This is a genomic window from Virgibacillus byunsanensis (assembly GCF_042675965.1).
In the GTDB taxonomy this organism is placed as follows: domain Bacteria; phylum Bacillota; class Bacilli; order Bacillales; family Amphibacillaceae; genus Virgibacillus_R; species Virgibacillus_R byunsanensis.
Genome location: NZ_JBHTKJ010000073.1, coordinates 48,547 through 74,243 on the forward strand (window position 1 = coordinate 48,547; position 25,697 = coordinate 74,243).

A 25,697-nucleotide genomic window follows, 5' to 3' on the forward strand; every position below is an offset into this window, starting at 1 on the left:
GGAAGATATAAAGAAGAGTCATAGGAAGAAGCTTACAAGCTTCTTCCTATGTTTTCATACATCAAAGAGGAAAGATTGTGGTGCTAATGTCTAAGGTCATAAAGAACAAATTAATAATTTTCCAAGTATCTGTAAGTATAATAGCTCTACTGATCCTATTAAATATACTAAATGGTCCAGTTACTTACGATTACAATGATTGGATTATTATTTACTCTATGAGCGGAGGGGCTGTTCTCCTTTATTTTTGGACAATCCGTTTAATGCCAACCGGACACGGTTTCTCAATGGACTCATCATTATTTCTATCCAGTTTGTTTTTATTTGGTATTCACACTAGCTTACTTATATTATTAATTAGCTCTTTATTTTATTATGTTTATGATAAAGGTAGGAATTTTTCCAAGCATATAGGTAATTTTAGTAATTACTTATTAGCATTGTCTATTGCATACTACTTTTTCATTTTATTTGGTGGGGATTTCGGAAGAATTGAACCAACTAATTTATACCCATATATTATTAGCCTTAGCATTTTTATGCTCGTGAATACTATCTATGTTGCTATTTATTTCTCTATTAATAACAAGGAAAGAATAAATAAAATAATTAAAAGTATGTTTGTTGTGGCAATCCCTTCTTATGCTTTAAATTTATTAATATCAATGGTACTAAGTATACTTATTTTTTATTATCAGGTTTTCGGTTTGTTTTTATTTCTTGTAATAGCCGTCCTTCTATCGATCACTTTCAAAAGGCATTATGAATATTATAATGAAGCACAAAAGCGTGCCATTAAAGATCAGTTAACTGGATTATATAACCATGGTTATTTTGAAGATAAATTAGAAGAGCAGTGTCAACTGGCTAAAGAAACTAATCAGTTCCTGTGTCTAGCTCTAATTGATATAGATGATTTTAAAAAGTTTAATGATACGTACGGGCATTATCGTGGAGATCAACTATTAAAATTTATTGCACAAATGTTAAAACAGGACTCTATTAAGCATGGATGGTTTGTTGCACGATATGGTGGAGAAGAATTTACATATATTATGCCCGGTATTGATGAGCATGAGGCATTCTTGATTATCAATAAATTAAGAAAGAAAGTAAATGATACATATTTTGAGGGTGTAGAAGTGCTGCCATACGGCTGTATTTCGTTTTCAGCTGGGGTAACGCAGTTTGATACGGAAAGTACGTTTGATAAATCTATATTACTGGATCATGCAGACCAAGCAATGTATTACGCCAAGGCTCAAGGGAAAAATCAGGTTCGAATCTATGATGAAAGCATTAAGACCGATCATTCATTAGACATTGAAGAAAATATTGCAAGGCTTGAACAGCCACTCAACTTTTTCTTAGCTAAAGATGTGTACACGTACCAACATAGTAAACGTGTATACCAATATGCGACTGAATTTAGTTTAAAACTAGAATTACCTATTTATGAGCGAAAAACGTTAATTCTTGGTGCGCTAATTCATGATATTGGAAAAATTGAAATACCACGCGAAATTTTGAATAAGAAAGAGAAGTTAACGGACAATGAGTGGCAGATGGTCAAAAACCATGTAGTTTGGGGAAGAGAGATCATCTCCAAACACCCCCATTTACATGATTTAGAACCACTTGTAGAATTGCATCACGAGCGTTTTGATGGTAAAGGTTACCCACATGGGTTGACTGGATATAATATTCCAAAACTGGCCCGAATTCTATGTATAGTTGATTCATTTGATGCAATGACCACTGAAAGGCCCTATCAAAAAACAAGAACATTTGATGAGGCTATTGTTGAACTGAGAAGATGTGCAGGAACTCAATTTGATCCAGAATATGTCGAACCATTTATAGAGATGATTAAAGAAAATCATTACAAAGATGATTTAGCCGTAAACGCTTCTGGTGAATAAGCGAAGCGTGCTGGTTATGTAACCAGCACGCTTTTTACCTTTCATTATAATGCTAATTGTACACAGTCTTTAATGATCACCGTTTACGTAATCTTCTTATTTCATCAGCAACAAATTGGACTTGTGTTCCGACAACTACTTGTATATTATTTTTTCCAACAATATTGATACCTGGTACACCTGTTGCTTTGATTTTATTTTGGTCTACTACGTCCATATCTTCTACTTCCAGTCTTAAACGGGATACACAATTATCTACTGTTGTAACGTTCTCATCTCCACCTAAACCTTCATAAATTTGTTTTGCCATAACTGCTAGATCATCCTGTCCGTCATCTTCTACAGTATCTTCAGCCGCTTCTTGAACTTCTTCATCGTCTTCTCGTCCTGGCGTTTTTAAATTAAACTTAAGAATTAAGAAACGGAACAGGAAGTAATATATGACAGCAAATACAAGACCTTGAACCATCAGCATAAGTGGCATATTAGCTATGGGTACACTCAAACTTAAAATATAATCAACAAACCCTGCGCTAAAGCTAAACCCAGCTGTCCATTGAAACATAGCAGCTATCATTAACGAAAGCCCTGTAAGTGCTGCGTGCACTACGTATAATGCAGGAGCTAAGAACATGAATGAGAATTCTAGTGGTTCCGTTACCCCCGTAAAGAATGAAGCAAACCCAGCTGCCATCATTAATGATGCTGCTTGTTTTTTACGTTTTGTTTTAGCTGTGTGGAACATTGCCAATGCTGCTGCTGGTAAACCAAACATCATGATTGGGAAAAACCCTGCTAGATAACGTCCGGTAACTCCTTTTTCTCCTTCACTATCCCAGAATTTTGCTATGTCATTAATGCCGGCAACATCAAACCAAAAAACGGAGTTCAACGCATGATGCAACCCGGTAGGTATAAGTAACCTGTTAAAGAAACCATATAAACCTGCGCCAACTGAACCTAAGTCAATGATTCCTGTTCCAAATGCCACAAGTCCTGAATAAATTACAGGCCAGATAAAGAATAAAATCGCTGAGACAATGAGCATGGCACCTGCACTCATAATCGGAACAAGCCTCTTTCCACTAAAGAAAGCCAAAGCATCCGGTAACCTTACTTCACTAAATCTATTGTACATAATGGATGCAACAATACCGGAAATAATTCCAATAAATACATTTTCAATACTTCCAAAAGCTGCATTAACATTATCTGCTTCTATGCCTTGTAAGCTGGCAACATTATCTGTTGAAAGTATGGTTGTTATCACTAAAAATGCAACAAGCCCACTCAAACCTGCTGCTCCATCTTGTTCCCTAGACATGCCAATTGCAACACCGACTGCAAACAAAATAGCCAGGTTGCCTATTATCGCTGTACCACCACTCGTCAGGAACGTTGCTATCGTATTTTCCTCATCAAATGCAAGAATCCAGTTGCCGATACCAACTAGAATCGCAGCAGCAGGTAATACCGCTACAGGTAGCATCAAGGAGCGACCGAGATTTTGCAAGTACTTCATCATGCTGATTTCCTCCTCATTAAAACGTAATTTTATAAAATCATGTACCTTTTACAATCACCTATATTCCATTAATCTATACGTAGGTCAACATCATCAACTAGAAGCAGTTATAATTACTGTTTCTCCTATCTTGCCTTCTTTTTCATCTGTCATCGTATAGTTTTTGTCTGTATCCTTACTATTGGTAATTACGATAGGTGTGATAATATCTGATGCGTGGTTTTTAATATAGTCTAAATCAAACTCCATAAGTGGTTGCCCCACAGAAACAGTGTCTCCTGTATTAACTAACACGTTGAAACCTTGTCCATCTAAAGATACCGTCTCCAGGCCAATATGAATCAAAATCTCGGAGCCATCGTCTGCGCGTATTCCTATTGCATGTTTTGTATCCGGGATTTGGATAACCTCCCCATCTACCGGGGCATAGGCTTTACCTTCACTCGGAATAATGGCAATGCCTTCCCCCATCATTTTTTGACTGAAAACGGGATCTGGAACATCCTCTATCGGAACAATTTTCCCATTAACCGGGGCGTAAATTTCCGATTTTGGGTTTGATTTTTTAAACATATTTTTTAACATAAATTCATTCCTCCTTCGTACTAAAAATATAAGCATAAACCTCATACCCACTTATCATTTAATCTATTCATCGTTTATAGTTACCCATTTGTTCAAAATTACCATCAAATAATCCATATAATGTCTTTAAAAATACGACTAACCTAAAAATAAGTTTAGCTATTATACATTTTGATTTATACTTATGCTAAGGTAAGTATTCGCTTCCCATAAAGGAGACTATGACTATGGCAAAAGAACATTGGAATAACAGGTTTTCTGAAGATGATTTTGTGTATGGAGAGGAAGAAAATGTCTTTATAAACAAGATGAGCTATCTAATTCCAGAGCAATCTAACATTGGTTGTTTTGCTGAAGGAGAGGGACGAAATGCCGTCTATTTATCAAGACTTGGTCATGATGTAACTGCCTTTGATCTTTCAACTGTTGGCCTTGAAAAAACAAAGACGTTGGCAAAGAAAAATAGTGTTAACGTGGAAACTGTTGCGCTTGATTTAACAAAAGAAAAAGCTGGTGCAAATCAATATGATGCAGCAGTGATGGTATTTGGACACATCCCAAAAACCTACCAGCAATTTATGATTGAAGGCATGATTGAATCCGTAAAACCAGGTGGGTACATAATCTTTGAAGTATATTCAGACGCACAACTTATGTATAAGACAGGTGGACCGCCTACACTTAAGTATTTATATGACCCAATAGACGTTCTAAGTTGGATTCTCCCCTATACGTGCATTCACTTTTATTACGGAGAAGCAGAGAGAAATGAAGGATCAAGACATACAGGCTTAGGACATGTCATACAGGCCGTTATAAAAAAGTAATAACAAAAGCGCAAGCGCCCGTTTAGCGACGTATGGGCTGGACTTATCCGCATGAGATAAAGGAAACACGAAGAGCGGTAGCGATTCGATGTTGACTTATCGTAAGGAGGATCAGGAAGCCCACTAACAGCACGGGCGCTGGAGCTGGACGTGGCTTAAGCAGTAAATAAATTATCCACAGGCTCCTAATTTTATAATTTCCTAGACGATAACAAAAACGACTATTTAAAAATAGTCGTTTTTGTTATTAGGAAGTTTCCGTTCTTGGCTCTGGTTTTCTAATAAAGAAAGCTAATATAAGCCCAATGATAGCAAATATACCTGCAACGATAAAGGATACATTAACCCCATGAATGAGTCCTTCTACACCTGCATCAGGAATTGCACTGGTTGTCATAACTGTTACTAATAGTGCTGTTCCAACTGCTCCTGCTATTTGGCGCATCGTATTGTTCATGGCTGTTCCATGTGGTATTAAATCATCCTGGAGCTGATTCAACCCAGCTGTTGTTACTGGCATCATAACCATCGCAATACCTAGCATTCTTGCCGCGTTAACGGTTGCTATATACGTAAACGTAGTTTGAATGGTTAGGTTGGTAAACATAAAGGTAGTAATAACTACGATGGAAAGACCAATTATGGACAACCATCTAGCACCAAATTTATCAAACAGTCTTCCTGTTATTGGATTCATAATCCCCATTAAAAAGGCTCCTGGTAATAGTGCTAACCCTGATACCATTGGTGAAAATCCTAAGAAATTTTGCATCAATAATGGTAATACGACAGCTGCTCCGATCATTGCAATAAAAACAACCATACCTAAGCCAGTTGTTAATGTGAAGATTTTATTTTTAAATACGCGAAACTCAAGGATAGGCTGTTCAAGTTTTAACTGTCTGATGATAAACCAAACAAGCGAAATAGCACCAACAGTCATCGAGATAATAACATGTTCACTAAACCAACCAGCATTACCAGCAGTACTAAACCCATATAGCAAACCACCAAATCCTAAGGTAGACAGGATGATCGATAAGATATCAACCCTTGGAAAGGTCTGCTTCGTAACATTTTTAAGAATCATATACGCAACAATAATATCTATGATAGCAATAGGAAAAACCACATAAAATAGGCTTCTCCATGGGTAATGTTCCACAAGGTAACCAGACAATGTCGGTCCTATTGCCGGCGCGAAGGCAATAACTAAACCAAACATACCCATTGCTGCTCCCCTTTTTTCAATAGGAAAGACAAGAAACAATATTGTCTGCATCAATGGCATCATAATACCTGCACCGCCAGCTTGAAGGACTCTTCCCGCCATCAAAAAGGCGAAATTTGGTGCGAGGGCACAAATTAACGTCCCTAAAGCAAATATACTCATAGCAGTAAGAAATAACCTTCTAGTTGTAAACCGAGCAATTAAAAATGCTGTAATAGGTATCATAATACCATTAACAAGCATAAAAATGGATTGCAGCCATTGAACTGTATTTTCATTTAAATTCAAATCTTCCATTATCGGAGGAAGTGCGGTACCTAGTAGCGTCTGATTCAAGATTGCAATAAACGCCCCTGAAATTAATACGATCATCAGTGGTACTCTATTAATTGTTTCCCTCGATTGAGGTGTATCATTATTTCCAACCATATTTCTTACTTCCTTCTTTCTTACCTAAACGTAGTCTTATACTTATTTTTCCGTCTATATCTAACAAATACAATAGTACATCTTAACAGATAAATACAAAAAGAAAAAGCATTAGTTCAGACAAAAGTAGACGCTAACCCTTTTATTGGTGAGCGCCTAGATAGATATTGTTAAAAACTACTTTTTAACTTTTGCGACTCCTAAAGCAAGATGTTCCCATAGAATATTTTCCACAAGCTCACCCTGGCTATCATCACAGTCAACAATTAGTATTACTTCAGATTGTTTTCCTCTTAAAACCCTCTTTTGTTTTTTAAGAACCTTTTCTGTAAACAGTCTTATAGCTACACCCAAGACAAAACCAATAAACGCACTCATGATCCCCCAGAAAATTGGCCCCCAAGCCAATTCGAATCCAATACTTGTTCCTATAACAGAGAAAGCCGTTGCAAGGGCTATCCCTATATCGATCATGGATGTTCCATCTGAATTGTGAATGCTATCAAACAGATTTCGTTCTTCAGTTCGATTATCAAGTGCAACGGCATATATATTCTCTTTTTTAACCCCTTTTTTTTCCAATGTTGAAATAGCCATTTCTAAAAATAAGGTATTTTCAAACGTTGAGAATAGTTGCATATTTATCACTTCACTTTTTGTCCTTTTAGTAATGAAAAATCAGGGTCTTGATAATTCTCTTTCAAAAATTGACGTTGTTCTTTATCAAAAAGTTTATTATTCTCAACTGTATTCATATAGGAGTCATAAATAGCAAAACCGTAAATGGAAGGTAAGAAAAGAAGCCATTGTGGTTTTAAAACGGAGTTAGCCTGATGGATTTCTCCTACGAGAAAAAGCTGTACAGCCTCAAGAATATGTGAAAAATAGAAAAAAATAACAGACCAAATAATGACAAAGAAAGCTGTAATAACTCTGTGTATGTAAAGCTGTCCAAGACCTGGTACAAACAGTGACCACATTAGTGCTATTACAGGATTTCGTTTATCTAAATAATTAATTTCCATTGAACCTAAACTAAATGAATTGAAGCGATGTTCTTCTCGTGCTGCAAGAATGTATACTTTGTTCATATCTACTGTTGTTCGGTAACTATCCCAAATTCCAAACAAATATACTGGCATATACAGTAAAATCCACCTCGTGTCTAATACGTTAATGGCCATATCTATATCACCTTGAAGGGAATAAACGATTCCTAAATTAAGTTTAGCTTGTACATTAACAACTACCTCCCAAATGAATAATGAAAAACCTCGGAGGTATTTTGAAAGAAGTAAGTGACCAAACCCAGGAAAAGCAGCACTCCACCATGCAACAATATACGGATTTCGTAAATGGAGTTGAGTAGTACCAAGAATACTTACATGTGCCGTATAACGTCTAGCAGTGTTGTTATTACTATAATTATTCATATATAACTCCTGTTACATGAATTTTCAAATCCTTTTTAGGTTTGCCATATAGGTGTTGTTTATTCTAGAATGTATATTTATTATGGCAAAACAAAACATATAGTTACTCAGTACCTTTAAGAAAGGTGAACATCCTCTATGATATTTTCCATATTTAACGAAGTTTTAGAAACTAATGAAAAGTTAGTCCAATTACGAATAGAACACTATTTTGAGAATGTTATTTTTTCTAATCAGTGGTGGTTTTTAATTGGTGTAACTATTGCCATATGGATAATTTGGGCATTTCTGGTGGATAAAAGTAGGGTGAAAACCATTTTATTTGTTGGATTTATCACAAGTTTTATTGCATTATTGTTGGATGATATCGGTCTTTCATTAGCCTTATGGACCTATCCTTACCTTCTGACACCATTCTCAAACCAATTTCAACCAGTAGATCTTGCTATTGTTCCAGTAGGATATATGCTTGTATATCAGTACTTCATTCGGTGGAGATTATTCTTATTTGTGCTTACCTTGGTAAGCATTTTCGCTATTTTTGTCGTAGAACCTATGTTTATAAAATTCGACTTGTATTTGCAATTACGTTGGGAACATTGGTATTCCGGTCCTTTTTATATAGTAATTGGTATTTTCGTTAAATGGCTAGCAGATAAAGTTTCTCTAAAATAAAAGAACATACTCCTCAGTATGTTCTTACTATCAAATAAACACGAATCGAATTATTTAGGCAAAACCTTCGCCATCGGAAACTCGTCTAAAAAGCCATATTTAATCATTAGATTTAACGTATCCTCGCCATATAAAGCTGTCTCTGCCATTAATCGAGAAAAATCAACTCCGATATCTTTTCTCATAATCGTTCCTAGTGAAGTCCCATATCTCGAAACAGTCGCTGCCACAAAAACGGATAATTTATATAGCATAATACGTTCTGAAAATGGAGCAACAGTACTGTCTGTAATTTCATTTTCCCATGTTGGAAAGTTAGGTAAGTTGTATGCTTGTAGTAAAGATTGAAAAATTCCCATCTGCTTTTTAGCGATTTTCTCACCACGTTTATAATGTTCCTTCAATTCTTTTGAAGAAGTGACTTGAGCAAAACTTCTTAAAAATTCGTGTTGAAGCTCCAGGTTTCTATGGTTGGTCACCAGTTGGGTAATCTCTGCAGTATTTAAAGGACGATCCCCAGAAAGCCACCCACCCACAAACGATTGTTTACGGACTTTTCCAATACTTTCCGGCACCGGAACGGATATCTTTGGATGAAAGAGTCCTCTTTGCTCCATTAGCCCTACAAGTTCATTCATAAAATGTGATGTTTTTGTTAAACTGGCCAGGTAGTACTGACGAACATCATAGCTTGTAGATTCTGAAAAGGAAACCGAATAAATTGGTCCAGCATCTTGTGCCAGTATATATTTTACAAATAGAATAACATTATCTTTATAAAGAGCTGGTGCTTTAAAATCGATATCTTCATCGGTGAATACTTCTGGTGAGGGGTGTCCAAATTGATTTAACAACTTCTTAGCTTCCTGCGTATTAAAAATAGCAACATCCAAAGCAGTCTCAAGTACCGAGATAACTTGTGGGTCTTCTGCAGTCTTAATAAAATATGTTGTAACCCCTACTGCCATGCTATTGCCAAGATACGAATTAAAAAGACTTGTAACCTCTGAAGTATTTAATGTATTTTCCAAATTAAAATCACTCCAATATGGGTGTTTTGCGTTATATTCCCCCACATTAAACGAAGTATTCAATAAAAAAACGCACATTATCTGTACGTTTTTACAAGCAAATGATCAGGAAATACGTGTGCCATTTTCAACGTGCTCATCAGGTCTTAACAGTACCACGTCATCTTGTTCTGGTACCCCACCTATTACTAACACCTCTGACTTAAATCCTGCAACTCGCATCGGTGGGAAATTTACGACTCCAACCACTTGTCGTCCAATTAGTTGTTCCGGTTCATACCTTTTGGTTATTTGAGCTGATGATTGCTTAACCCCCAACTCACCAAAATCGACTTCCAATTTTATAGCGGGTTTACGAGCTTCCGGAAATGACTCTGCTTTTAGTACTGTACCTACACGCATATCGAGTTCCATAAAATCTTCAATTGTTGCCACGTCAACTACCTCCTATTTTACTGTTAGCTTTACTTTACAATACTGAATTAAAAAATAAAAGATTATTCAATCTCCTTATCTTATTGTTATACCTTACTCTTTAATAACTAAGTAATGAAGACGTCCTAAAACAATAAAGAATTGTGCCTCTATTTCAATTTCTCTGGTTACGCTTTTTTACCCTCTTAATTATTAAAATCGAAATCAGACCAATGCTACCTAACAGTATAAGGACTGGTAGGTTTCCAATAAAGAAGACGAAGAGGCCTGAAAAAGCGGAAAGTAAAAAGTTGATACTTTTTAGAAATTGTTCTTTGGTTTTTTCCCAGGTATTTAACTCACCTTCATTCATTCCGGAAATGGTTACATTCTTTTCTTGAATATGGATTCTAACAGTTGCTAAGTCGGCTTTATTCTGCAAGTAATTCATTCGACCGGTTACTTCCTCAATCGCTTCCTGGACGGTTGCCAAATCGTCAGAAATAGTTAACAGATCCTCCGTTTCTTCTGCTTGTTCCATAAAAGAAAGTAACCGTTCCTCCACAACACGTTTTGATTTAAGGCGTGATTCCAAATCAACATACTCTTCTGTCACGTCCTCCCCTGTACTCGAGCTTTCCAAAACTTTGCTGCTTCCTTCTTCGACAAAATCAATAAATTCCTGAAAATGTGCTTGGGGAATCCGAGCGGTTATCTGCCCATTGGTTGAGCCACCTTCAGAGTCACTTTGGTGCATATTTGATTCCACGATGTATCCACCGCGCTCTGAAACCCGGGTCTGAATATCAGTTAATGCTTCTTGATATTCTTTTACTTCAATATGCAGGTTAGCAGTATAGATTATTTTTCGATCTATTTCACTAACTTCACCTTCTTGTGAAGATGCATCCTCACCTTGGGAATCAGCTTCTTGTTGCTCAGAATCATCTGTTCCACCTATCGAATTGTTATTTTTCTCCTGCATACCATCTTCCGTAGCACGATCATAACTTGCCTCGCTATCTTTTGATTCGTCGTTACTACAAGCTACCATCAGGAAACTAAAACTGATAAAAATCATAATAAGAAACCCTTTTTTCACCTTGACCACCCCATTCTTCTCTTTAACATATAGACGGAATTTACTGAAAAAAGTTACGTGTGTTAAAATCTACAAAATGGAATTCTATAATTATTGAATATTTCATTCTAATAATATAGAAAAATAGCGAGGTGATGATTATGGAAGTTTATAGTACAACGAGTAGAAATCGAGAAACATAACAGGTTGAAATAACTCACTCCCCTTTATGGGAACCCTTTCCTTCTAACAAATTTGAATAAATTCGTATCCAAATCTAGCATCGCCACAACTTAAATCTAATTTCCCTGTCACTTCACCTATTAGTTTAAGTAACCTTATTATTTGTTGACTGTAACAGCAACTGACAATAAAGCTTGCTCTAAATCAGAAATTATGTCCTCTACATCTTCCAACCCTACAGACAATCTAATTAATCCTTTTGCAATCCCAAATTCGGCAAGTAAATCATCTGGAATGGATGAATGGGTCATTGATGCTGGGTGCTGCACTAAAGTTTCCGGGTCACCAAGACTAAAAGATATCAAAGCGATTTTTAATGCACTAATAAAGTCTTTTCCTGCTTGTACACCTCCTTTAACTTCAAAGGATACAATACCACCCATTTTTTTCATTTGTTGTTTTGCCAACAAATGTTGTGGATGCGATTCTAAACCAGGATAATATACTTTATCAACAAATGGATGCATCTCAAGAAATTCAGCTACTTTTTGTGCGTTTCTACAATGTTTCTCTAAACGTATACCCAATGTTTTTATACCTCTTAAGATTAAAAATGATTCCCAAGCATTAAGATTTTGTCCAAGGTCACCCATTACATCTTTGCGCATATAATCTATGTCTTTCTTTTCACCACAAATAATTCCTGCAACAACATCTCCATGCCCATTTAAATATTTTGTCGCACTATGAACAACAACGTCTGCACCAAGTTCCAATGGTTTTTGTAAATAAGGTGTCATAAACGTGTTATCTACAATCAAAGCGATATTATGTCTTTTTGTAATTTTGGCAACTGCTTTAATATCAATCAATGTAAGACTCGGGTTCGAAGGTGTTTCAATATAAACAGCACGTGTATTACCTTTTATAGCGCTTTCAACACACGCCATACTTGTACAATCCACAAAGTCATGCTCCATTCCATACCTCGGAGCTATTGTAGATAGGAATTTATGAGTCCCTCCATATACGTCTTTAGTAACTACTACATGATCACCCGAACTAAGATGAGCCATCAATGCAATACTAATTGCTGCCATTCCGCTACTAACACCTAAAGCATCTTCCGCACCTTCTAAAGTTGCCATTTTTTTCTCAAGTGTTCTTGTAGTTGGATTACCATATCTCCCGTAATATCTTCCATCTATTTCGCCAGAAACCACTGCAACTGCAGCATCTGCATCCTCAAAGGAATATGCCACTGCTGGTATGATTGGCTGCGAAACAGCACCTGACTTTTCATCTGGGCTCTGTTCGCTGTGAACAGCTAGGGTGTTAAACTTCCAATTTGTCATCATAACTTGCTGAACTCCTTCTAGTTAATGTTTTTTATCTATTTTTATAGAATCATTTCATTTTAAGTAAAAGTGGTTTATTGAATCCTAATCACCATATGGAGCTATCATTATTATTTTCATAAATACCAATTGCTGTAATGGCTGAGGATAGACTTTTTTGTATATGTTTATTCATTGCAAGCTCAGCCCCTTCTGTATCTTTATTAGCTATACAATCTAAAATCAGTTGATGTTCCTCTCCTTCTTCAATAATCCGTTCTACACTTTGTTTAGGAACTAAACGACGGTATCTATGAATATGGTCATTTAGTTGAGCTAAAAAATTATTTACAGTTTTATTACCGCTTAAATCATAGATGTAGGAGTGGAACTTGGCCCCATAATATAAAACATCTTCAATGTTACCGTCTTTGGAAGTATTCATAATCTTACTAGCAATTTCAGATAAAATTCTAATATCATTGTCAGTAGCATTTTCAGTTGCCTCAATAACAGCAATTTCTTCTAGCTTGGATCGCACTTTAAATATTTCTTTAACCTCCTCTACCGAAATTGGAGCTATTTTAAGTCTTCCATTCGACTGACGCACTACCAGTTTCTCAAATTCAAGTCTTTCAAGAGCTCCGCGGAGAGGTGTACGACTGATTTTCAATTTTGAGGATATATCCTCTTCTATAACAGGTTGGTCTGGATGCAACTTTCCTTCTGTGATCCGTTGCTTAATTTCATAATAAGCATAGTCTTTCGCAGAAACGCCTTTTAATGATGTACGATTAAGTTGATTATTCATTGATTTACCTTCTTTGTCTTAATTTTTATATAAATAATATCTGTATAAAAAATAATGTACACAAACATTGTATACATTATTTGTATACAATGTTTGTGTACATTATACTAATTTATAAATTTTGAATTGTCAATACACTTAAAAAACATTTTTCTCTAATTATTTAGTTGCTTTCGTTATCACTAGTAAAAGTGATTTCCGCTCTATTACCGAATTAATGTCAGACTTCCCCTTAGTTTACTATTTCTTCAGGACAGTTCTAATTCTCCTTTTTCATTCAAGCATATTCTCCTTCCATCCCCTAGTGTAATGGTTATAGGATAAGGCACGGAGAATTGTTGGGAAAACAACCATTTCCTACCTGTCGGGCCTAACAACAAATAACTCCCATTTTCCCCCATGAAGTTTAAACTGTTAGGATCCACCACATCCCCGTCTCTTTCAGGGATGCCAAGATCAGTCAATTTTTTACCATGTTTACGAACATCATTAGTAGTCAAACTAATTTCGGCTATATTTAATAGATTATTAATGGAGAAAGGTCCCTTCATTTCTTCACTAAAATTTTCTCTAACAATAAATTCAACTATATTGTTAGACGGATCCTCAAAGTAAAATGCACGACCATTAGCATATTCAAAATATACTTCATCCTTATTGTCTTCGATATTTAGCGGAACACGACTTTGAATATATTTCTTAGCTCCTTCAAAATGGCCAATTGCTAAATTAAAAGCGAAATGATAAAAGCAGCCTTCATTATCACGTTGAACGAACTCTAACTCACTACTTCCAACTACTATGGAGAACCTGCCTTCAGCATGTGCTTCCATATCAAATCATAATGTTTTTGTGTAAAAATGTATCATCTTTTCAAGGTTATCTGTATTCAAGAAGACTTTTTTTATTTCCACTTTATTATAATCCTTTCATACAATTATTTCTTAACCAACAATATCAGTTTTTCTTTTATACGCCCTATATCGCTTTAATTCTGTACATCCATTATTCATAAACGTTTTTAACATGGGTGTGTTATTTTTACTTGTACAACCGATGTAGAAGGATGCATGCAAGTCACTTTCTAGCATCTGTATGGCTTGTAAATGAAGTAACTTACTTTTGCCCTTTCCACGTTCAGACGGAATCAAGCCAAAATAAAACAACCTTCCCTCATCTTCGGTACCTGGTTCTGTCTGTTCCCATATATGTATAAAATCTTCTCTTGATACCTCATGCAACGACTTGAACGTAAAACCTTTGTCCCTTGTGTTATCCAGCTGAAGTATCTTAAAAACCGTTACTAATTCATCATCAAACTGAAAATCATTTTTCTTCAAGTAAAAATCTACTCTGTCGGTAAACTTACTATTTACGAGAATATTTAAACTAGATATTTCTTTCACAGACGGATCGGTAATAAGATGAGAAATAAGGTATAACATTTCTTCGGTGTTAAGCTCTTCAGTATCTTCGATGGTTAAAAAGTCTTTCCCTTTAACCAGTTTTACTTTTTCGTATAAATCTTGTCTATTCAACATTTCATTTTCCAAACCTTACACCTCTTTTATACTCCATTAACCAGCAGTCTCGATATTCCCCTTCGTGTAATTCATGTTCAAAAATAATGCTTGTCATGCTTCTTAGTTTTGCCTTCCTTTAGCTTATAACTAAATAATACACCATCTTGTATTTTTTATGATTTTACACTTTATTAGGTCAACTACCTATAGATTTATAAAAAATTCATATACACTTAACAATAGCGATTTTATAGTTTCAAAATCAATTATTAACTTGTTGTTCTGAAATATTCAGAAGTCAACGACTTTTTAGAGAACCACAAAGAAACCGAATAGTGAGTTTTTTACTCCACTATTCGGATAAAGATCTAAGTACTCTTAACTGTACCTTCAACAAAGATTTAGTTCTATCTTAGGCTACTATATTGGTAGCATTTCTCCAGTTATATCCAGTTATTTTACGTCATTAAGTAATTCACCAATATTTTCAATTTCAACTTTGATGAAATCCCCTTTTTCTAACTTTCCTATGCCAGAAGGGGTACCAGTTAATATCACGTCTCCAGGCTCTAACGTCATGATGTGTGATATAAATTCAATTATTTTATCTACGGAAAAAATCATGTCACTTGTATTTGAAGACTGCTTCATTTCTCCATTTTGCCAAAGTTTAATATCTAATTTATTAGGGTTAAGTTCTGTCTCAATATATGGTCCAAGAGGCTTGTATGTATCAAAAGATTTGGCTCGTGTAAATTGGCCATCCTTTTTTTGTAAATCACGGTTAGAAACATCATTGCCACATGTGTATCCTAAAATGTAGTCTTGGTATTGACTTGCTAGAATATTTTTCCCTTCTTTTTTAATTACTATAGCCAACTCTGCCTCATAATCAATACAATCACTTTTATTATCTAATTCAATTGTATCTTGAGTTCCAATAATAGCAGCCGGTGAACACATAAATATCATAGGTTCATCCGGAATATCCATTTTCGATTCTTTAGCATGTAACTCATAATTTAACCCTACACAAACTAACTTTCTTGGCCTGATCGGAGCAAGCAGTTTCACTTCATCCACTGGTACTCCATCAGACTCTGTATCAAAGTCTTTAAAAATGTTTCCAATTACTGGATAAACAATGTTTTCTCTTATAATGCCATAACTATTAATATCTTTATACTTATAGTAAGCAATTTTCATTGAATTCTCCTCCTAGTTAAATGTTTTCAACAGTATGTTATGATTTTATTCTACTTACATTTAGTTAAAATGCTGCTCCAATACTTCGTAACTTCTATTAATTGCCGACATTGCGTTTGGCTTTTGAAAACTTTCTATTGTGACGTACTTGTCAAATCCAGATTTAATTAGTAATTTCATAATAATGTTAATATCATAGTCTCCGTAGCCTGGTGGATACCTATCAGAATCACTAATATGAAAATGCCAAAAGCGATTTTTTGCCATTTGAAAAGTCTCAGTTAATTTTTCGCCTTCGAAAAGCATATGAACAACATCAAGCATCATTCCAAGACTCGGTATATTTAGTTCTTCTACAAATTCTAGTGTTTCTTTTGTATTTAACAGACAGTTAGCATATTGTCTGTTTACAGGCTCTAATAAAATAGGGACTTCTGGGTAGGTATGCGCACATTCACTAATAGCTTCTTTCATCCATTGCAATGTTTGTATTTTGGGAATTCCATTAATATATCTACCTCTAAGCCTACCAATGTTTACCATTGCATTAAAATCCCTAGCCATTTCCATCGTAGCTTTCATTCTAACAATTGCTTCTTTTCGAATATTTGAATCATTATCTGCAAATGAGATCTTATCTTCACCATATATTTCACCGGTACAAATTGCAGGAACATCAAGATTTAATTCTGAAATGATATCCTTCAATCGATTTTGATTAATTTCCCTAGGGTCACGGACCAGCAATTCTACTCCTGAATAACCTATTTTTTGAATATAAGTTAATGTTTCAAACATATCACCCTGTATGGCGGTAACATTTGAATGATTAACATCAGGTGTTGCGTACATATATGCTAGTTTCATATAGATTTCTTCCTTTTCTCTAGCTCCTCATGAATAGCCTCTTTTTTCACAACACTTACATTTGGGATGGAAAACTCCTGTATTTGCGAATATTCTGACTTGGACTCTTTTCCATTCACAGTATCTAAAATCAGTCCTAGGATTTCCTTCCCTACTTCTTTAAGTGTTTTCTTACCTTCTAAGACATCTCCAGCACTAATATCGATATCTTCTCTTAATTTGTCATATATTTCATTATTCGAACTTATTTTAAGAACTGGAGCAATAGGCGACCCTGTTGGTGTTCCTTTACCGGTCGTAAAAAGGACAATTTGAGCACCACCTGCCACCTTTCCAGTAACAGAGGCAATATCAAAACCTGGGGTATCCATAATAATAACACCCTTTTCACTCGGTTTTTCCCCATATTTCACAATTTGATTAATTGTTGTTGTACCCGCTTTGTATATGCACCCTAAGGACTTTTCTTCAATAGTCGTTAAACCACCTTTTATATTTCCTGGGGATATAAACACACCACTATCATCCTCAGTCGTTTTAGAAAGTTCTATCTCATACTTCAAAATCAATTCTAATAAATCCTTTTTCATATTTTCATCTCTAGACCTTCGTGAAAGTACATTTTCTGCTCCTACCATTTCAGTCACTTCTGAGAGAACCACTGTACCTCCTTGCTCAACAATGAGATCTGAAGCTTCACCCACAGCTGGATTCGCAGAAATACCTGAAAACGCATCTGAGGAGCCACATTCCAAAGCCACAATTATTTCTGACATGTCTCCATCTACTTTTTTCTGTTTACCTAATTTTTCTTGTAAACTATTAACTTTCTCTACTCCTAACTTAGTAGTCGATCTTGAACCTCCTGCAAGCTGGACGATCATAAATTCTACCGGTTTTCCAGTTTGCTTGATTTCTTTAACTATCCTTGAGACAGAAGCAGTTTCACAACCTAAACTAACAATAAGTACTGCTCCAACATTTGGATTTTTTCCATGTCCAATAAAAGTGTCATCTGTAATTTTGTTTTCATCGGCGTCAAATGTACACCCGTATGGATGTAAAAAAGATACTGCTTCTGTCCTATTGACTATATCCATTGCAACTCGATTTACACATGATACAGTCGGTATAACCAAAACGTGATTTCTTATACCAAATGAACCATCTTCTCTACGATATCCTGAAATTTTCATTCTTGGATCCCCCCATTTGGTTGAACTTCCGCAGTATCACGTCGAGCCTTGGTTCCCCAACAATTATGAACATGAACATACTCACCGACTTTGATTTGCTCTGTTGCCATACCTATTTCTTCACCATATTTATAGATCATTTCATTTTTCTTTATATCACAAATGGCAATTTTGTGTGCCAATGGTATAGTACTTTTTACTGTTATATAATACGGCTTATTTACACCAGTAATTGTCACTTGTTCCTGTGGTAATAACTTGTTCACTGCAGTGGCGACCTGGTCTCTTCCCTTGATCTGTATCGCTGTTTTACTCAATTACATTCTCCTCCTTTTATGATGGGTTAACATTAATAAAATAGCTGAGGCAAAAACGTTGATAATTGTGGAATAAATATAGTTAAAATCAGCACAATTACCATGGCAATTAAAAATGGTATGACTGCTTTTGAAGATTCCATTATATTTACTCCACCAATTTTAGATGCTGTCATAAGAGTAACCCCAAGTGGAGGGGTATTTGAACCTATGCATAAATTAACTACAAATAACACACCAAAATGAATTGGGTCTATACCATAATGCATGACAACAGGCATTAGTATAGGTATTAAAATAATAATTAGTGCATTACTCTCCATGAATGTACCTAGGAATAAGAGAAAGGCACTAATTAAGATCAAGAAAACCCATTCATTTGGAGCAACGTTAACAAAAAAGGATGTTATATGCTGAGGTACCTGTTCTATGGTAATTATCCATCCAAATAAGTTTGAAATACCAATGATAATGAGTACTGGAACCGAAATTAAAGTAACCTGTACCGTAGTCTGAGGAATTTTTTTTATAGGTAACTCTCTATAAACAACAACAGATAACAAAAATGCATAAATTACTGCTAATACTGCAGCTTCAGTTACAGTCACAACTCCACCTAGTATCCCTCCTAATATAATTACCGGTAGTAATAATGGCGGAATTGAATGAATAAATGAAATTGTTAACTCACTGAAAGGTGCTTTTTCCCCTTTACCAAATCCCTGACGTCGACTAATAATAACAGATACAATCACAAGTAATACTGTTAAAATAATTCCTGGAATCAACCCACCAATTAATAACCCACCTATAGAAATACCACCTGTAGCTCCCAATATTACCATGGTCAAACTAGGTGGAATTAGTGACCCTAAAATACCACTACACCCTTGTAGCGCTGCAGAAAATGGAGAAGGATAATTATATTTTTTCATTTGTGGAATTAATATGGATCCTATTGCCGCTGTTACACCAAGCGCAGAACCTGACATTGTTCCAAATAGTGCACTACTAACAACCGTAACAGAGGCAAGTCCACCTCTAATGTGACCTATTAAGGCATTAGCAAATCTCATTAATCGCCTAGTAATACCTCCTTGTTCCATCAATACCCCTGCAAAGACGAATAGCGGAAGTGCTAAAAAAGGGTAAGAATATACCCCCATAGTCGCCCGTTGAGCTACAAGTGCTAAACTCATGTCATTGACTAAGACATACACTAGGGATGATAGTCCAATAGCAAACGCAATAGGAATATTCAATAATATAAACAACAATAATAATCCGAATAGAGTTAAACTCATCATTGGAATCACCCCTTTGAAATTGAAACGAATCTTTTAAGTTCTGAAACAAAGTGCCGAAGAGTAGTGATAGAGAGTAAAATACCCCCTGTAAAAACACCGCCATATAGCCAAGCTGAAGATATTTGCATACCTGGTGTTATAGAATTTTTCGTAGTTTCAATCATTATCCATCCACCAAAGACGAATATACTAAATAGCGCAAAGAGTAAAACAAAGTTAATTAAGCGTAACAAAGATTTCATTCGTTCTGATAATTTCTCAACTAGAAAATCTATTGTAATATGATCATGAGTTTCTAGAACAACAGCTGACCCAAGGAATGTTATCCAAACCATTAACGTTAAAGCTAATTCTTCACTCCATGCAAGTGGAAATTCAAAAAAATATCTTGAAATTATTTGGACAAAAATAACAAGTGTTAATAGAATAAACATAATAGCAATAATCCACTTTATAATATTAAGAATAATTTTATTTACCTTGCTCACATTGAGACTCCTTTACAATAATATGTGTAGATCCCCATCATTAGATGGGGAATCTACAATAAAATGATTTATTGTTCAGAATACTTTCTCACAATATCTACTAACTCTTTTCCATACTCATCTTCATATTGATCCCAAATAACTGAAACTTTTTCTTGAAATGCTTTAATATCCGGTTCTGTGACCTGCATTCCTTCTTCTTTAAGTTTTACAAGCATTTCTTCATCACTTTCCTGAATCATTTTGCGTTCTTTCTCTTTCCAAACTTCTGCTTTTTCAATAAGAATTTCTTGATACTCACTTGGGAGATCATTCATAGTTTGTTGAGATATAGTTAGAACCGCAGATCCCCATATATGTCCAGAAAGTGCTAAATGATCTTGTACTTCATGGAACTTTGAGGTATAAATAGTTGCTAATGGATTTTCCTGACCATGTACTACATTTTGTTGCAGTCCATAGAATACTTCTGAGAATGCCATTGGCGTAGGTAGTGCACCTAACTCCTCAAAAGTATCTACTCTTAATTCCGCCTCTGGTACTCGCAATTTAATCCCTTCTAAATCGCTTGGGGAATTAATTGGTGTTACCGAATTCGTAATATGACGATAACCACTTTCCCACCAACTTAGTGTTCCTATATCATATTCTAAAAGTACATCAGCCAATGCATCTCCTAATTCACCATCTACAGCTGCATATGCGTGCTCTCTAGTAGGCCATGCGTATGGGAGCTCCTCAACAATCATACGCTTGTCAAGAGATTGTAAAGCTCCAGTTCCAAAAAGCCCCATTTCAACAGTACCTAATTGTAAACCTTCTGCCACATCTCGATCCCCACCTAATTGAGAACTTGGGTATACTTGAATCTCTACATTTCCATCTGTTGCTTCCGCTACATCTTCAGCCAACCCTTCCAATGCAATATTCCAAGCATGACTAGTATCAAAAACATGACCAACTTTTAGTACATACTGTTCCTGATCCTTTTCAGTATCAACATTTGTACTACTATCTATGGCCTCTTTCTCGGCACCGGAATCCTCAGATTCATTTGATGAATTTGTTCCCTCCGTTTCTTCAGATCCACATCCAGCCAATATTAATGCTACACCAAAAAACAATAGTAGAGTTGAAATAAATAATAATCTAGAATTTTTCATTTTCATTTTAATCCCCCTCGTTCAGTTTTTTTTGAAACTTAAATAATAAAAGTTATTCTTACCAAGCCTCCTTAGGTATCTAACTTGACTTTAAATAATTCTTTGCAATAGATATATATAATTCTATAGACTGATTAAACTTTTTAATATTTACATATTCGTTTGGTTGGTGTGCTTGACTAGGTTCACCTGGACCAAGAATAATGATATTTCTAGAAATTGAAGAAAACACAGATCCATCTGTAAAATAATTCATTCTCTTTGTAATTTTATTAATATTGTATATTTCAAAAAAAGTATCCTTAGTCACTTTCACTATTTCAGTATTATCTAATGTGTTTAATGGTGCTAAATTAACAATTGGTTTAATTGAAATATGTGGGGTATCTTCTTTTTTACTTGTGTTCGATATATAAGTATGTAATGCGTTTAAAATATCGCTGTTTTTTTTATCTGGTGTTGTACGAAAATCAATCGTTGAGGTACAGTAATCCGGTATAACGTTATAGTTACTTCCACCTTCAATCATTGTTACAGCCATCGTAGACTTTGTCAGTATGTCTTGATCAATATTGTCTTTAAAAAGAGAAATTCCACTAATATCATCGATGAAAGACTTCATTCCGTTTATGGCATTTACACCTGATTCTGGCATTGACCCATGTGCGGTTTTTCCAAAACTATCTACTTTAACCCATAGCGCACCTTTATGAGAAGTAACAATTTCATTATCAGTTGGCTCACCAATAATCATCGCATCAAATTCATTGATCTGTTCTTCTTTAATCATTTGTTGCGCGCCTAAACTTCCTGTCTCTTCATCAAAGGTTGCAATAAATACTAATTCACCTGTTGATAAAGCTTGTGTAGATTTAAGAAAGATCATCGCATATATAAAAGCAACTAGTCCGCTTTTCATATCACTAGACCCTCTACCATATATTTTTCCGTTCTCAATGTGCCCTGAAAAAGGCGAATGATCCCAAGTTTTCTCACCAATTGGAACTGTATCTAAATGTCCACTAAATATTAGTCGTTTGCCTTTATGTTTACCTTTAACTTTTGCAACTATATTTGCCTTCTCTAAGTTACTTCTATAAATCTCTGTTTCTATTCCATAATAATAAAGTGTTCTTTGTATTATTTTTACAAAGTCCATTACATTCCCTGGTGGATTAACACTATCGCATTGGATAGCCTCTTGTAATAATTCAATTGGTTTATGCTTTTGAATCCACTGCCTTATAATTTCTAGGTTTAAATTCTCTACATTAATCATGTTCATCCGCCTTTGATTGATTATTTAGTCTACTTATATTATTTATAATATTAGCAAAATTTTAACAATAATACTATTGACCATTAAAATAGATTTTCTTCTATAATTTTGTATGGTTGTTACAAAGCGCTGGATTACATGTACACATAGTGTCAGGAGTCATCATCTTTTTGGGGGTAAAGTAAGAGAGCGATACTAAACTGTAACTGTGTATGGTACTCATGAATATCACTTTTTATCAATTCATTAATAGTGTTTAAGCGATACCTAATTGTGTTATGATGAACAAACATTTCTTTAGCTGTTTTACGATAATTACCTCTATTATGAAGGAAGATCTGTAAAGTATGTATTAAATCGCTTCGATGTTCATTGTCATATTCAATTAATGGCGTTAACAGTTCATAAACAAATTTCTGAACTTCATCTTGCATTATTGGGTTTGAGAAGAGGCGGTAGATACCTAAATCGTCATAAAACTGATTATGACTTTTAGTTACCATGAAGTCAATTGCATATTCTAGTGACTTTATAGATTGATTATATGCCAAAGATAATGATTGAATATCGTGAATCTGACTTATTCCTGAAATTAGAGATATATTATCATGTTGAGAGGATATTTCATGTAACAGATTATTTATTTCTTTTTTATAGTCATCATTCTCTTCCTCAATTTGAATAGGAAGTAGAATAATTAATTGGTTCTGTTTATCTAAACCAATCATAATATGTTCTTTTGGTTTTATCTTGTCAAAATGATCAACAATTTCATATATCCTTTTAGAAGACTTATTATCGGATGTAGTACTTACTATAAGAGAATACTTGTCCTGAAGTTCAATCCCCAACTCCCAAGCTTTTCGTTGAATTTGGAGTATGTCATTATTTTCTTTGTGAAATACTAACAGCGATATTAATCCATCCATATCTTTCTTTTTAAATTCTCTTTCAGATTTTTGGTTTAGATCTTTGATAAGAAATGCGTTTTTTGCATGTAGTAGACAATCAATATCTTCCAAGTTTAATTTTCTGAGAAATTCTTCGATAATGATATATTTACCTTGTTTTAAATTGTTTTCAAGAGGAAAAATAATATAAGTAATATGATCAAAATATAGCCTAAATATATTATGCTTACTATTTATTACTTTAGTTTTGTTTTCAAAATAATAATCAAAATGATGGAAAATTTCTTTTATATTCTGGTTATCTTCCATACTAGGATAGTTCAGCAATTCATTATCAGATAATATAAATATTGAAAAGGGATTTTCTATATATTTGTATAGAAGCTTAAGCATATCCTCTACACTGGTATTAGCTAAAAGTGCATTTGTGAAACATTTATTCACCTCTTCTGAGCGAATTAGTCTATTTGTCCGTAATTTAAGGATTTTAGACATTATGGGTGTAATTAAATCAATCCAAGCTTTTTCATTCGGTAAACATATAATAGGAAAGTTATATTCATTTGCTGCTGATATCATTTCATCTGGAAGCTTTTTCATATAACGATTTAACTTAACGCCTAGTCCTGAAACATTTCGTATAGCTAGTTCTTGGATCATCACATCTAGTCTTTCTTCTGAATTTAATAATGGATATGTAGAAGTGAAAGCTAGCTCCTTTCCTTTTAACCATTTGATAGCATCAGGAGCATCAAGCACAGTTGTTGACTCAACAATGCGGTCCAATCCATTTTGTCCAGCTAATATGGTTGTTCCCTTCATTTCACTCATTTTTAGAATATCTTTAATTTTAACAATCATATTATCCCCCTCAAAAAATTTTATTCATTAAAAACATTAGGCATAACGGGGTCACATTTTAATTTTTGTTACTAAAATGAAGAATAGAAATAAACTAAGATAATTTAGCGAAACTTGAATAGTAACTATTATTAGAATTAGGTGTTTGACTCAGTATTAAATTAATTCTGTTTTTTGATAGTGTTATCCTTCTTTACTTACTAATCATTTTCAAACAACAACTCAAAACACCACCTTCCAATCTTAATCTAGTGTTAACAATGCACCCACTGCTCCACTATATTCGCCATCCTCCAAGAAAAATGGAGTCTTTTCTCTTAATGTCGTATATTCCTCAATAATTCTTTTAAGGAGCGGATTGGAACGGAACGTCGAACCTATGTAAACAATCGAGTCTGTATGATAGCCGCTCGCTACTTGAGAACAAATGGAAACAACATTTTCACCAATAAGACCAATAATAGAAGCAATCATGTCAGATGAGGATGGTTTACCATGTGAAAGGTTATTTATTTTCCCAAAATTACTAGCGGTTAAATCTCCGGAAATAGGAGGAACATCGCCTTCAAAAATATCTTTTACTTTTAAGTCGATCAATTCTCTATTACCTGTATGGGAGAGTTGAACAATCTCATTAAAGTCATTCATTCCAGTTAATAGATATGACAAGCCTAGTAAAGTTCCACCACCAACACCAGTGCCTCCGATTCGTTGCTGTTGTCCATTATTCATATAATGAATAGAAGTCCCAGTACCAATATTAGCAAAAATAAAATCGCTTCCCAAAGCAAGACCTTGTTGATTTGCTAGGAACTCTATTCCTCTACTTGTTGCATCAAACTCAACGATCGTTTTCACAGAAAGTTTAAATCTACCTGCAAGCACCTTACTTTTCCCACCAGTGATACATATTTCAGGGGTATCGAAACTAGTAGAAACCCATGAAACCACGTCCTCCAAGTTATGTGCAGCAAATGTCTCATAGTAAATTGTATCGTTTTCTAGGTAAACTACTTTAATTAGTGTACCTCCAGCATCGATACCTATTTTAGTTGAATTCATTTTTGTTGACCTCACAGTTATTAGAATTAATAC

25 protein-coding genes are annotated in these 25,697 nt (G+C 34.8%); 3 read left to right on the forward strand and 22 right to left on the reverse strand.

What is annotated here, in order from left to right; translation table 11 throughout:
* Nucleotides 1-86 precede the first annotated feature (86 nt).
* On the forward strand, nucleotides 87-1,922 hold the full coding sequence (locus ACFQ3N_RS18925) for a bifunctional diguanylate cyclase/phosphohydrolase (RefSeq protein WP_390364553.1): 1,836 nt from the start codon (nucleotides 87-89) through the stop codon (nucleotides 1,920-1,922).
* Between the two features lie 76 nt (nucleotides 1,923-1,998).
* Here ACFQ3N_RS18925 and nagE read toward each other — a convergent pair whose 3' ends face one another.
* Complete coding sequence (nagE, locus tag ACFQ3N_RS18930; RefSeq protein ID WP_390364555.1) at nucleotides 1,999-3,447, reverse strand: N-acetylglucosamine-specific PTS transporter subunit IIBC; 1,449 nt, start codon at nucleotides 3,445-3,447, stop codon at nucleotides 1,999-2,001.
* A gap of 93 nt (nucleotides 3,448-3,540) precedes the next feature.
* Nucleotides 3,541-4,032: a PTS sugar transporter subunit IIA gene (locus ACFQ3N_RS18935; protein WP_390364557.1), complete on the reverse strand. Its 492-nt coding sequence runs from the start codon at nucleotides 4,030-4,032 to the stop codon at nucleotides 3,541-3,543.
* 227 nt (nucleotides 4,033-4,259) lie between these two features.
* On the opposite strand from ACFQ3N_RS18935, the gene ACFQ3N_RS18940 reads away from it, so the two are divergent.
* Nucleotides 4,260-4,859 (forward strand): class I SAM-dependent methyltransferase, encoded by a 600-nt coding sequence (locus ACFQ3N_RS18940; protein ID WP_390364559.1) that lies wholly within the window; start codon nucleotides 4,260-4,262, stop codon nucleotides 4,857-4,859.
* Between the two features lie 247 nt (nucleotides 4,860-5,106).
* Here ACFQ3N_RS18940 and ACFQ3N_RS18945 read toward each other — a convergent pair whose 3' ends face one another.
* From ACFQ3N_RS18945 to ACFQ3N_RS18955, 3 genes are all read right to left on the reverse strand, one after another.
* Nucleotides 5,107-6,519 carry a DHA2 family efflux MFS transporter permease subunit gene (locus ACFQ3N_RS18945; RefSeq protein WP_390364560.1) on the reverse strand — a complete coding sequence of 471 codons (1,413 nt, stop codon included), beginning with the start codon at nucleotides 6,517-6,519 and terminating at the stop codon, nucleotides 5,107-5,109.
* 177 nt (nucleotides 6,520-6,696) lie between these two features.
* The gene (locus ACFQ3N_RS18950) at nucleotides 6,697-7,158 is read right to left on the reverse strand and encodes a hypothetical protein (protein ID WP_390364561.1); all 462 of its coding nucleotides are present in this window, start codon (nucleotides 7,156-7,158) and stop codon (nucleotides 6,697-6,699) included.
* Nucleotides 7,159-7,163: 5 nt separating this feature from the next.
* A complete protein-coding gene (locus ACFQ3N_RS18955; RefSeq protein ID WP_390364563.1) occupies nucleotides 7,164-7,952 on the reverse strand; it encodes a hypothetical protein in 789 nt (262 codons plus the stop codon).
* A 138-nt stretch (nucleotides 7,953-8,090) separates the two neighbouring features.
* On the opposite strand from ACFQ3N_RS18955, the gene ACFQ3N_RS18960 reads away from it, so the two are divergent.
* Nucleotides 8,091-8,627: a CBO0543 family protein gene (locus ACFQ3N_RS18960; protein ID WP_390364565.1), complete on the forward strand. Its 537-nt coding sequence runs from the start codon at nucleotides 8,091-8,093 to the stop codon at nucleotides 8,625-8,627.
* 50 nt (nucleotides 8,628-8,677) lie between these two features.
* On the opposite strand, the gene ACFQ3N_RS18965 is transcribed toward ACFQ3N_RS18960, so the two are convergent.
* The 17 genes from ACFQ3N_RS18965 to coaW form a co-directional block, all read right to left on the reverse strand.
* Nucleotides 8,678-9,658 carry a DUF3231 family protein gene (locus tag ACFQ3N_RS18965; RefSeq protein WP_390364567.1) on the reverse strand — a complete coding sequence of 327 codons (981 nt, stop codon included), beginning with the start codon at nucleotides 9,656-9,658 and terminating at the stop codon, nucleotides 8,678-8,680.
* Nucleotides 9,659-9,763: 105 nt separating this feature from the next.
* Nucleotides 9,764-10,093: a chaperone CsaA gene (gene csaA / locus ACFQ3N_RS18970; protein WP_390364569.1), complete on the reverse strand. Its 330-nt coding sequence runs from the start codon at nucleotides 10,091-10,093 to the stop codon at nucleotides 9,764-9,766.
* Between the two features lie 154 nt (nucleotides 10,094-10,247).
* The gene (locus ACFQ3N_RS18975; protein WP_390364571.1) at nucleotides 10,248-11,174 is read right to left on the reverse strand and encodes a DUF4349 domain-containing protein; all 927 of its coding nucleotides are present in this window, start codon (nucleotides 11,172-11,174) and stop codon (nucleotides 10,248-10,250) included.
* Nucleotides 11,175-11,494: 320 nt separating this feature from the next.
* Nucleotides 11,495-12,694, reverse strand: a complete 1,200-nt coding sequence (locus ACFQ3N_RS18980) for a trans-sulfuration enzyme family protein (protein WP_390364573.1) — start codon at nucleotides 12,692-12,694, stop codon at nucleotides 11,495-11,497.
* 88 nt (nucleotides 12,695-12,782) lie between these two features.
* The gene (locus tag ACFQ3N_RS18985) at nucleotides 12,783-13,484 is read right to left on the reverse strand and encodes a GntR family transcriptional regulator (protein ID WP_390364575.1); all 702 of its coding nucleotides are present in this window, start codon (nucleotides 13,482-13,484) and stop codon (nucleotides 12,783-12,785) included.
* 248 nt (nucleotides 13,485-13,732) lie between these two features.
* The gene (locus ACFQ3N_RS18990) at nucleotides 13,733-14,317 is read right to left on the reverse strand and encodes a glyoxalase (protein WP_390364577.1); all 585 of its coding nucleotides are present in this window, start codon (nucleotides 14,315-14,317) and stop codon (nucleotides 13,733-13,735) included.
* Between the two features lie 111 nt (nucleotides 14,318-14,428).
* A complete protein-coding gene (locus ACFQ3N_RS18995) occupies nucleotides 14,429-15,037 on the reverse strand; it encodes a hypothetical protein (protein WP_390364579.1) in 609 nt (202 codons plus the stop codon).
* A 423-nt stretch (nucleotides 15,038-15,460) separates the two neighbouring features.
* Entirely contained in the window at nucleotides 15,461-16,213 is a 753-nt protein-coding gene (locus ACFQ3N_RS19000; protein WP_390364581.1) for a fumarylacetoacetate hydrolase family protein, read from the reverse strand.
* Between the two features lie 60 nt (nucleotides 16,214-16,273).
* Complete coding sequence (locus ACFQ3N_RS19005; protein ID WP_390364582.1) at nucleotides 16,274-17,080, reverse strand: sugar phosphate isomerase/epimerase family protein; 807 nt, start codon at nucleotides 17,078-17,080, stop codon at nucleotides 16,274-16,276.
* Nucleotides 17,077-18,276, reverse strand: a complete 1,200-nt coding sequence (locus ACFQ3N_RS19010) for a UxaA family hydrolase (RefSeq protein WP_390364584.1) — start codon at nucleotides 18,274-18,276, stop codon at nucleotides 17,077-17,079. The genes ACFQ3N_RS19005 and ACFQ3N_RS19010 overlap by 4 nt, the downstream gene beginning before the upstream one ends.
* Nucleotides 18,273-18,593: a UxaA family hydrolase gene (locus ACFQ3N_RS19015; protein ID WP_390364585.1), complete on the reverse strand. Its 321-nt coding sequence runs from the start codon at nucleotides 18,591-18,593 to the stop codon at nucleotides 18,273-18,275. Before ACFQ3N_RS19015 ends, ACFQ3N_RS19010 begins: the two co-directional genes overlap by 4 nt.
* 32 nt (nucleotides 18,594-18,625) lie before the next feature.
* On the reverse strand, nucleotides 18,626-19,900 hold the full coding sequence (locus ACFQ3N_RS19020; protein WP_390364587.1) for a TRAP transporter large permease: 1,275 nt from the start codon (nucleotides 19,898-19,900) through the stop codon (nucleotides 18,626-18,628).
* Between the two features lie 5 nt (nucleotides 19,901-19,905).
* On the reverse strand, nucleotides 19,906-20,388 hold the full coding sequence (locus tag ACFQ3N_RS19025) for a TRAP transporter small permease (protein WP_390364589.1): 483 nt from the start codon (nucleotides 20,386-20,388) through the stop codon (nucleotides 19,906-19,908).
* Nucleotides 20,389-20,456: 68 nt separating this feature from the next.
* Nucleotides 20,457-21,557 (reverse strand): DctP family TRAP transporter solute-binding subunit, encoded by a 1,101-nt coding sequence (locus ACFQ3N_RS19030; RefSeq protein WP_390364591.1) that lies wholly within the window; start codon nucleotides 21,555-21,557, stop codon nucleotides 20,457-20,459.
* Nucleotides 21,558-21,630: 73 nt separating this feature from the next.
* On the reverse strand, nucleotides 21,631-22,830 hold the full coding sequence (locus ACFQ3N_RS19035) for a M20 family metallopeptidase (RefSeq protein ID WP_390364593.1): 1,200 nt from the start codon (nucleotides 22,828-22,830) through the stop codon (nucleotides 21,631-21,633).
* Nucleotides 22,831-22,982: 152 nt separating this feature from the next.
* On the reverse strand, nucleotides 22,983-24,602 hold the full coding sequence (locus tag ACFQ3N_RS19040; protein WP_390364595.1) for a PucR family transcriptional regulator: 1,620 nt from the start codon (nucleotides 24,600-24,602) through the stop codon (nucleotides 22,983-22,985).
* A gap of 243 nt (nucleotides 24,603-24,845) precedes the next feature.
* Entirely contained in the window at nucleotides 24,846-25,664 is an 819-nt protein-coding gene (coaW, locus tag ACFQ3N_RS19045) for a type II pantothenate kinase (RefSeq protein WP_390364597.1), read from the reverse strand.
* Nucleotides 25,665-25,697: the final 33 nt, after the last annotated feature.

Coding starts and splice junctions, on each gene's coding strand:
- ACFQ3N_RS18945 (WP_390364560.1), bottom strand. CDS start 6,519: ATGGTTGGAAATAATGATACACCTCAATCGAGGGAAACAATTAATAGA.
- coaW (WP_390364597.1), bottom strand. CDS start 25,664: ATGAATTCAACTAAAATAGGTATCGATGCTGGAGGTACACTAATTAAA.
- ACFQ3N_RS19030 (WP_390364591.1), bottom strand. CDS start 21,557: ATGAAAATGAAAAATTCTAGATTATTATTTATTTCAACTCTACTATTG.
- ACFQ3N_RS19005 (WP_390364582.1), bottom strand. CDS start 17,080: ATGAAACTAGCATATATGTACGCAACACCTGATGTTAATCATTCAAAT.
- nagE (WP_390364555.1), bottom strand. CDS start 3,447: ATGATGAAGTACTTGCAAAATCTCGGTCGCTCCTTGATGCTACCTGTA.
- ACFQ3N_RS18990 (WP_390364577.1), bottom strand. CDS start 14,317: ATGGAAGCACATGCTGAAGGCAGGTTCTCCATAGTAGTTGGAAGTAGT.
- ACFQ3N_RS19010 (WP_390364584.1), bottom strand. CDS start 18,276: ATGAAAATTTCAGGATATCGTAGAGAAGATGGTTCATTTGGTATAAGA.
- ACFQ3N_RS18925 (WP_390364553.1), top strand. CDS start 87: ATGTCTAAGGTCATAAAGAACAAATTAATAATTTTCCAAGTATCTGTA.
- ACFQ3N_RS19035 (WP_390364593.1), bottom strand. CDS start 22,830: ATGATTAATGTAGAGAATTTAAACCTAGAAATTATAAGGCAGTGGATT.
- ACFQ3N_RS19020 (WP_390364587.1), bottom strand. CDS start 19,900: ATGATGAGTTTAACTCTATTCGGATTATTATTGTTGTTTATATTATTG.
- ACFQ3N_RS18940 (WP_390364559.1), top strand. CDS start 4,260: ATGGCAAAAGAACATTGGAATAACAGGTTTTCTGAAGATGATTTTGTG.
- ACFQ3N_RS19040 (WP_390364595.1), bottom strand. CDS start 24,602: ATGATTGTTAAAATTAAAGATATTCTAAAAATGAGTGAAATGAAGGGA.
- ACFQ3N_RS18935 (WP_390364557.1), bottom strand. CDS start 4,032: ATGTTAAAAAATATGTTTAAAAAATCAAACCCAAAATCGGAAATTTAC.
- ACFQ3N_RS18960 (WP_390364565.1), top strand. CDS start 8,091: ATGATATTTTCCATATTTAACGAAGTTTTAGAAACTAATGAAAAGTTA.
- ACFQ3N_RS18950 (WP_390364561.1), bottom strand. CDS start 7,158: ATGCAACTATTCTCAACGTTTGAAAATACCTTATTTTTAGAAATGGCT.
- ACFQ3N_RS18985 (WP_390364575.1), bottom strand. CDS start 13,484: ATGAATAATCAACTTAATCGTACATCATTAAAAGGCGTTTCTGCGAAA.
- ACFQ3N_RS19000 (WP_390364581.1), bottom strand. CDS start 16,213: ATGAAAATTGCTTACTATAAGTATAAAGATATTAATAGTTATGGCATT.
- ACFQ3N_RS18980 (WP_390364573.1), bottom strand. CDS start 12,694: ATGATGACAAATTGGAAGTTTAACACCCTAGCTGTTCACAGCGAACAG.
- ACFQ3N_RS18955 (WP_390364563.1), bottom strand. CDS start 7,952: ATGAATAATTATAGTAATAACAACACTGCTAGACGTTATACGGCACAT.